The 8,030-nt window shown below is 70.1% G+C and carries 8 protein-coding genes; all 8 read right to left on the bottom strand.

Annotation, left to right across the window (positions count from 1 at the left end; genetic code table 11):
* On the bottom strand, positions 1-1,085 hold a 1,085-nt coding region (locus ACFVJS_RS24515), incomplete at its 3' end, for an acyl-CoA dehydrogenase family protein (protein WP_378885910.1).
* Entirely contained in the window at positions 1,082-2,269 is a 1,188-nt protein-coding gene (locus ACFVJS_RS24510) for an acyl-CoA dehydrogenase family protein (protein WP_378885908.1), read from the bottom strand. The genes ACFVJS_RS24510 and ACFVJS_RS24515, both read right to left, overlap by 4 nt.
* Positions 2,266-3,498, bottom strand: coding sequence for an acyl-CoA dehydrogenase family protein (locus ACFVJS_RS24505; RefSeq protein ID WP_378885907.1), 1,233 nt, complete (start codon positions 3,496-3,498; stop codon positions 2,266-2,268). The genes ACFVJS_RS24510 and ACFVJS_RS24505 overlap by 4 nt, the downstream gene beginning before the upstream one ends.
* Positions 3,499-3,500: 2 nt before the next feature.
* Positions 3,501-4,535: a phosphotransferase family protein gene (locus tag ACFVJS_RS24500; RefSeq protein WP_378885905.1), complete on the bottom strand. Its 1,035-nt coding sequence runs from the start codon at positions 4,533-4,535 to the stop codon at positions 3,501-3,503.
* Positions 4,532-5,182 (bottom strand): HAD family hydrolase, encoded by a 651-nt coding sequence (locus tag ACFVJS_RS24495; RefSeq protein WP_378885904.1) that lies wholly within the window; start codon positions 5,180-5,182, stop codon positions 4,532-4,534. Before ACFVJS_RS24495 ends, ACFVJS_RS24500 begins: the two co-directional genes overlap by 4 nt.
* A complete protein-coding gene (locus tag ACFVJS_RS24490) occupies positions 5,179-6,168 on the bottom strand; it encodes an NADPH:quinone oxidoreductase family protein (protein ID WP_378885902.1) in 990 nt (329 codons plus the stop codon). Before ACFVJS_RS24490 ends, ACFVJS_RS24495 begins: the two co-directional genes overlap by 4 nt.
* Entirely contained in the window at positions 6,165-6,941 is a 777-nt protein-coding gene (locus tag ACFVJS_RS24485; protein WP_378885900.1) for an SDR family oxidoreductase, read from the bottom strand. Before ACFVJS_RS24485 ends, ACFVJS_RS24490 begins: the two co-directional genes overlap by 4 nt.
* On the bottom strand, positions 6,941-7,696 hold the full coding sequence (locus ACFVJS_RS24480; RefSeq protein WP_378885898.1) for an SDR family oxidoreductase: 756 nt from the start codon (positions 7,694-7,696) through the stop codon (positions 6,941-6,943). Before ACFVJS_RS24480 ends, ACFVJS_RS24485 begins: the two co-directional genes overlap by 1 nt.
* Between the last annotated feature and the right edge of the window lie 334 nt (positions 7,697-8,030).

Here is an 8,030-nt window from a genome sequence, read left to right as displayed (position 1 = left end):
ATGTCGACCAGCGCCCCCAGACGGTCGCGGTGGAGGCCGGGGAGGCCGTACGCGATCTGATCGGCCTTGGCCCGCTTCAGGTAGAGGTGGGCGGGGTGCTCCCAGGTCATGCCGATGCCGCCGTGCAGCTGCACTGCCTCCTCGGCCGCGGTGACGGCGAGGTCACCGCAGTAGGCCGCGGCGACATGGGCTGCGATCTCCGCCTCTCCGGCGGCGCCGAGAGCGAGCGCTCCGGCGGCGTAGCGCGCGGCTGCCCCAGCTCCCTCGACACTGGTGTAGAGGTCGGCGAGCCGGTGCTTGAGCGCCTGGTAGCCACCGACGATCCGGCCGAACTGGCGGCGCACCTTGAGGTAGTCCACCGTCGTGGTCAGGCACCACTGCGCCACCCCGACCTGCTCGGAGGCCATCAGCGCGGCCCCGGCCAGCAGACCGGAACGTACGCCGTCGGCACCGTGCTCCGCGGCGACGACTACCTCGCCGGCGGCCGGGTCGAGGCGTACGTCGGCGAGCTGGCGGGTCATGTCGAGCGAGCTCACCGCGGCGATCGTCGCCTGATCCGCAGGGACGGCTCGGACCTCGATGCCGGCAGGTGTCGCGACCGGCACCAGGAGGGTGTCGGCCTCGAGGGCACCGGCGACCGATCGCACCTCGGTCTCGACGGCCTCCAGCGGCTGGACGGTCGTGGCGGGCAGCGGGACGACCAGAGCCGCCGTGTGCTCTCCCGACGCCAGGCCGCTCAGCAGCTCCGCACCCTTCTCGGTGGGCGCGGCCAGCAGGACCGAGGTCGCGACGACCGCACTGGTCAGGAACGGCACCGGGGCGACCGAGCGCCCCAGCTCCTCCAGGACCACGGCGGCCTCGCGCGCGGAAGCGCCGGCGCCACCGTAGGACTCCGGGATCAGCAGGCCCGCGAGCCCGAGGTCCCCGGCGATCCCCTTCCACAGGACCGGGGTGAGCGAGCTGTCCCCGTCATACGCCTTGACGACATCGGCCGGGCCACAGCGCTCGGACAGGAACGACCTGACCGTGGCACGCAGGTCGGCATCGAGCTCGTTGTCGAGCAGTTCGACTTCGGGTCCGCTCATCGCGGGATCTCCTTCCAGGCCACGTCCTTGTCGACCCGGTGCTCCCCGGGGAGGCCGAGGACGCGCTCGGCCACGATGTTGCGCAGGATCTCCGAGGTGCCGCCCTCGATGGAGTTGCCCTTGGCGCGCAGGTAGCGATAGACGGCGTCGCGGCCGGCGAAGTCGACGTGCTCTGGCCGGACCATCGTCCAGCCCTCCCCGTCCTCGTAGCGCAGACCCTCCTCACCGCGGAGCTCCAGGTCGAGCCCGGTGAGCCGCTGGTTGATGGTGGCGAAGGTCAGCTTCATCGCCGACCCCTCGGGACCGGGCTGGCCGACGGCGAGCTTCTGCCGCAGCCGTGCCCCGGTCAGCCGGGCCACCTCCGACTCGACCCACAGCCTCAAGAGCCGGTCGCGCAGCTCCGGCGTGTGGTTCTCCGGATGCGTACGCCACGACTCGGCGACCACGCCGAGGAGCCCGCCCTCGCGTGGCATGGCGGCGCCACCGATGGCGACACGCTCGTTGTTGAGCGTGGCGTTGGCGACCTCCCAGCCCTGACCGACCGCGCCGAGACGGTGGGCATCGGGGATGCGGACATCGGTGAGGAAGACCTCGTTGAACTCCGCCTCGCCGGTGATCTGGCGCAGCGGGCGCACCTCGACGCCGGGATCGTGCATGTCGCACAAGAAGTAGGTCAGACCGCGGTGCTTCGGGACGTCCGGGTCGGTGCGGGCGACCAGGATCGCGTAGTCGGCGTTGTGGGCGCCCGAGGTCCACACCTTCTGCCCGTTGACGACCCACTCGTCGCCGTCCAGGACCGCCCTCGTCGCGAGACCGGCCAGGTCGGAGCCGGCACCGGGCTCGGAGAAGAGCTGGCACCAGATCTCCTCGCCGCACCACAGCGGCTCCAGGAAGCGCGACCGCTGCTCCGGGGTCCCGTAGGCCAGGATCGTCGGCGCGGCCATGCCGAGCCCGATCCCGTTGCGCCGGGGGTTGTTGTCGGGGGCACCGGCAGCCTCGAAGAGGTCGTTCACCAACGGCTGCAGGGCCCGGGAGACGCCGAGGCCACCTTCCCCCTCGGGGAACGCGACCCAGGCCAGTCCGGCCCGGTAGCGGGCGTGCAGGAAGGCGTTCGGCTCGGTCGTCGCGACCGGGTGCTCGGCCAGGAACGCCTCGACCCTGCTCTTGATGTCTTCCGGAGTCACTGCCGGCCCTCTCGACGTGCGGCCTGCCGACGCAGCTCCGCCTTGGCGAGGGCGTTCTTGTGCACCTCGTCGGGGCCGTCGGCGAAGCGGAGCGTGCGGATGCCGGCGTACGCCTTGGCCAGCGGGAAGTCCTGGGACAGTCCGCCGGCGCCGTGCGCCTGGATCGCCTTGTCGAGGATCCACTGGACCGTCGCCGGGGTGGCGATCTTGATCGCCTGGATCTCGGTGTGGGCACCCTTGTTGCCGACCGTGTCCATCAACCAGGCCGTCTTGAGGACGAGGAGCCGCAGCTGCTCGATCCGCACCCGCGACTCGGCGATCCAGTCCCGGATCACCCCCTGCTCGGAGAGCGGCTTGCCGAAGGCGACCCGGTCCTCGACGCGAGCGCACATCAGCTCGATCGCCCGCTCGGCGAGGCCGATGGAGCGCATGCAGTGGTGGATGCGGCCCGGGCCCAGGCGTGCCTGCGCGATCGCGAACCCCATGCCCTCGGCCCCGATGAGGTTGCCCACCGGCACCCGAACGTCGGAGAAGATCAGCTCGGCGTGACCGCCGTGGTCGTGGTCGTCGTAGCCGAAGACCTCCATCCCGCGCTTGATCGTGAGGCCCGGGGTGTCGCGAGGCACCAGGATCATCGACTGCTGCTTGTGGCGCTCGGCGGACGGGTCGGTCTTGCCCATCACGATGAAGATCTTGGCGTTCGGGTTCATCGCGCCGGTGATCCACCACTTGCGGCCATTGAGGACGTACTCGTCGCCGTCGAGCACGATCGAGGTCTCGATGTTGGTCGCGTCGGAGGAAGCCACGGCCGGCTCGGTCATCGCGAACGCGCTGCGGATCTGCCCCTCCAGGAGCGGCTCCAGCCACTCCTTCTTCTGCGCCTCGTCGCCGAAGTCGTGCAGCACCTCCATGTTGCCGGTGTCGGGGGCGGCGCAGTTGAACGCGGCCGGCGCGAGATGGCTGCGGCCGGTGATCTCGGCCAGCGGGGCGTACTGCAGGTTGGTCAGCCCCGCCCCGCCCTCACCGGGGAGGAAGAGGTTCCACAGGCCGCGCTTGCGGGCCTCGGCCCGGATCTCGCCGAGCACGGGCACCGAGTCCCAGGCCCACTTGTCCGGCAGTGCCGCGAGCTGCTCGTCGAAGACGGCCTCGTTGGGCTCGACGTACGTCTTCTGGAAGTCCCACACCGAGGCGACGAGCTCCTCGGTCCTGGCGTCGGGTGTGAAGTCCACGCTTACTGTCCCTTCATCGCGTTGATGCCCATGTCCAGGAGCGGGTAGATCCCGTCCCCGATGTTGTCGAAACCGGGCCCGACGGTCTGGCCCTTGAGGTAGCGGTAGTGGATGCCCTCGAGGATCGCGGCCAGCTTGTAGGCGGCCAGCCCGAGGTAGAAGCCGAACTCGCTCAGATCACGCGGGCTGGCCGCGTCGTAGCGGGCGATGATCTCGTCCTCGGAGAGCCAGCCGGGTGCGTTGCTGACGTCGGTCACGGTGCCGTCACCGGAGACCGATGCCATCCGCTGGTAGGTGAGCAGGATCGCCAGGTCGGTGACCGGGTCGCCGAGGGTGGCCATCTCCCAGTCGACGACGGCCCTGATCTGGTCGGTCTCGTCGGTGAGGACGTTGTCGAGGCGGTAGTCGCCGTGCACGATCCCCGGCCCGGTCGAGGCCGCCTCGGCGGCCCCCACCCGGGCCTCCAGCAGCGCGTGGAGCTCGTCGGCGGCAGGAAGATCGCGGGAGTACGACGCCTCGAGCTGCTTCTTCCAGCGCCGGACCTGCCTGCTCAAGAAGCCCTCCGGGCGGCCGAACTCGCTCAGCCCGACCTTCGCCGGGTCGACCGCGTGCAGCGCGGCCATCACGTCGATGAGCTGCTCCGAGATCGCGCGGGTCCGGTCGGCGCCGAGCGGCTCGAGCTCGCGGGCGTAGCGGTAGGGCCGGCCCTCGACCTTCTCCATCACGTAGAACGGTGCCCCGAGGATCTCCTCGTCGGCGCAGAACGCGAAGGTGTGCGGCACCGGCACGTCGGTGTCGCGCAGTGCGCTGATCACGGTGTGCTCACGCTTCATGTCGTGCGCGGTGGCGAGCACGTGCCCCAGCGGCGGGCGCCGGACGATCCACTCGTGGGCGCCGTCGGAGACCGCGTACGTCAGGTTGGACTTGCCGCCGGAGATATGGCTGGCGCTCAGCTCGGCGCCGGCGCCTTCCACGTTCTCGGCGAACCATGGGCCCAGCCTGTCCAGGTCGAGCCCGGGCAGGGATTCGGTCGTCATGCGGCACCTCCGAGGGTGGGGATCATCCGGGCGAGCGCTGCGCGGGTGCTCGCCGGGTCTGTGTGGAGCAGGGCGTCGAGACCGACCGCTCGGGCGCCGAGGACGTTGGGCTCGGCGTCGTCGATGAAGAGGCACTCCTCGGCTCGGAGACCGAGCCTGCTCAGGGTGCGGTCGAAGATCGGCGGCTCCGGCTTGCGCATCGCGACCTCCTCGGAGATCACGACCACCTCGAACAGCGCGTCGACCTGCTTACGCGGGTAGAAGTTGCCCCAGCTGTTGGAGAGCAGGGCGAGCCGGATGCCGGCATCACGGAGCTCCTCGGCCAGCGCGAACATCTCCGGGTTGGGCCGCATCCCGGCGAAGAGCCGGGACAGGACGCCTTCGGGATCGACCGGACTGCCGTCGTACGTCTCCAGGCGGGCGGCCAGGAGCTTGTCGAACTCCTTGACCGACAGCTCGCCGAGCTCGAGACGGTGGATCGGGGTGCCGGCGTCGGCGTAGCGACCCAGCCACTCCTTGAGCACCGTCGTGAAGCTCTCCGGCTTGATGCCGTCGGCCTTCAGCCAGGCCCGGATCGAGTCGCCGATCGGCGTGGTCAGCACCCCGCCGTAGTCGAAGATGACAGCTCTGAGTCCTGCGGCGGTCATCGGGTCCCCTCGTAGACGACCCGCCCCACGGTGGTGCCGTCGGCCAGGCGTTGCACGCCGTCGGCCACCTCGTCCAGCGACAGCGTCTCGCTGACCAGCGGCTTGATCGAGCCCTCGGCCGCCATCCGGGTGAGCTCGGCGTGGCACTCCTTGACGAGCTCGGGGGCGAGCATGTTGTAGAGACCCCAGTGGAGCCCGACGATCGCGTAGTTCTTGATCAGCGAGTGGTTGAGCGCGGCCTCCTGGATGCGGCCGCCGGCGAAGCCGATGATCAGGATCCGGCCCTCGAAAGCGATGCACTTGGTGGAGCGGTCGTAGGTGTCGCCGCCGACCGGGTCGTAGATCACGTCGGCGCCCTTGCCGCCGGTGACCTCCTTGACCACCTTCACGAAGTCCTGCTCGTGTCGGTCGATGACGACATCCGCGCCGAGCTGCTTGGCGACCGCGGCCTTCTCCGGTCCGCCGACGACACCGATCACGGTGGCGCCGGCGGCCTTGCCGAGCTGGATCGCGGCGCTGCCCACCCCACCGGCCGCCGCGTGCACGAGCAGCGTCTCGCCGGGCTGGATGTGGGCGCGGCGGTGGAGTGCGAACCAGCCGGTCTGGTAGCCGATGTAGAGGCTCGACGCCTCCGCGTCGGTGAGCGCCTCGGGAGCCGGGAACGTGGTCGCGGCGTCCATGAGCGCGAGCTCGCCGAAGCCGCCGTACGGCAGGGCGGCGCCACCGATCACGCGGTCACCGACCTGGAAGCCGTCGACTCCGTCACCGAGCTCGACCACCTCGCCGCACAGCTCGACGCCGGCGGTGAACGGCAGCTCGGGCTTGACCTGATAGAGACCCCGGGCCATCAAGACGTCGGGGAAGTTGGCCGGGCTGGCCAGCACCTTCACGACGAGCTGCCTGGCCCCCGGGGACGGGTCGGGCACCTCCTCGAGCCGCATCACGTCCTTGGGCTCACCGAGCTCGTTGATCCGCCACGCCTTCATACCTGTCCCTCCACGTGCTGCCAGAGTCGGTTCATCCCGCCGAGCCACTTGTCGGTCTGCGTCGCCCGCGCGGCGTAGTAGTCGCCCACCTCCGGGTGCGGCAGCACCAGGAAGCGGTCGTCCTTGGTCGCCTCCCAGGCGCTCTCGGCGACCTGCTCGGGCGTCAGCGCGGTGTCGCGGCTGAGCAGGTCCTTCATCACACCGGACCGCTCGAGCATCCCGGTCTGCACACCTTGCGGGCAGATCGCCTGGACGACGATCCCGTGGTGGCGGTAGGTCGCAGAGAGCCACTCGGCGAAGGCGACCGCGCCGTGCTTGGTGACCGTGTAGGTCGGCGCGCCGATCATCATCAGCAGCCCCGCCGCGCTCGCGGTCACGACGTAGCGGCCGGCCTTGCGCTCGACCCAGTCGGGGACGAGGAGCCTCGCCGCCCGGACGTGGGCCATGACGTTGACCTCGTACGACGCCTGCCAGTCCTCCTCAGGACAGTCCAGGCCGATGCCACGGTCGATGCCGGCGTTTCCGTACCACGCGTCGATCTGGCCGAGGTGGTCCTTCGCGGCCTTGACGAGGCGTTCCACGCCTTCGACGGAGGCCGCGTCACCTGGCACGGGGTGGGCGCCGATCTCCTTCGCGGTCTCGGTGAGGCGTACGTCGTCGATGTCGTTGACCACCACACGGACGCCCTCGGCGACGAGCCGGGCGGCCAGCGCGCGGCCGATCCCGCCCGCGGCGCCGGTGACGACGGCGGTGCTGTCGGGAGCGATCGGCATCAGACGCGACCGCCGGCGAGGGTGAGGCCGCCGTCGACGGTGACGAGCTGGCCGGTCATCCAGCCGGCGTCCTCGGAGAGGAGGAAGGAGGCGACGCCGGCGATGTCCTCCGGAACGCCGAGGCGCTTGAGCGGGTAGGCCGCCGAGACCTCCTGTTCGCGGCCCTCGTAGAGAAGCTCGGCGAACTTGGTCTTCACCACCGCCGGGAGGATCGCATTGACGCGCACCTTCGGGCCGAGCTCGACCGAGAGCTCCTGGGTGATGTAGCTGAGCATCGCCTTGCTCGCGCCGTACGTGGCGATCAGGGGCGTCGGGGCCAGCCCTGCCACGGAGGAGATGTTGACGACCGCGCCGCCGTGCTCGGACATCCACTGTCGCCACACCTGCTGGGTCCAGCCGATCGGCGAGAGGCAGTTGACCTCGACCGTCTTGCGGGCCGACTCGCGGTCCATGTCGATCAGGCCGCCGGCCTTCGGGTTGATGCCGGCGTTGTTGACCAGCAGGTCCGCGCTGCCGAACGTGTCGATCGCCGCCTTGACGACCTCTTCCTGGTGGGCCGGGTCGTCGGCCTTGCCGGCGATGCCCAGGGCGACCTCCTTGCCACCGAGACCCTCGACGGCCTCCGCCAGCGCCTCGGGCTTGCGCGCCGTGATGACGACCTTCGCACCCTCCTCCACCAGCCGCTGGGCGATGCCCAGCCCGATGCCCCGGCTGGCCCCGGTGATGATCGCCGTACGTCCCTCGAACCTCGACATGCTCAATCCCTCGTGTGCTCGGCTAATCTAAGCGTTTGCTTAGGTGGTGACAGCGGTCACTCTACGGGGTAGCCCGAGAACATGGAAGGTCGGCGTCCAAGCAATGCCGAGAAGTCGGCCCCGTCGGCCGAGCCGTCGCCCCGGTCGGGCGAGCCGTCAGGTACGTCGATCGAGCCGTCACGTACGCCGGGCGAGCCGTCACGTACGTCGATCGAGTTGTCACCGTCGCGACAACTCGATCAGCGGGACTGACCTCTCGGTCTGCGCACGTGACGTCTCGACCTGCGTACCCGCCTTCTCGGCCGCACGACGACAACGCCGAAAACGCAGTTGT

The organism is Nocardioides sp. NPDC057772, from assembly GCF_042798075.1.
Classification (GTDB): Bacteria; Actinomycetota; Actinomycetes; order Propionibacteriales; family Nocardioidaceae; genus Nocardioides.
This window is presented reverse-complemented; position numbering and strand designations above follow the sequence as displayed.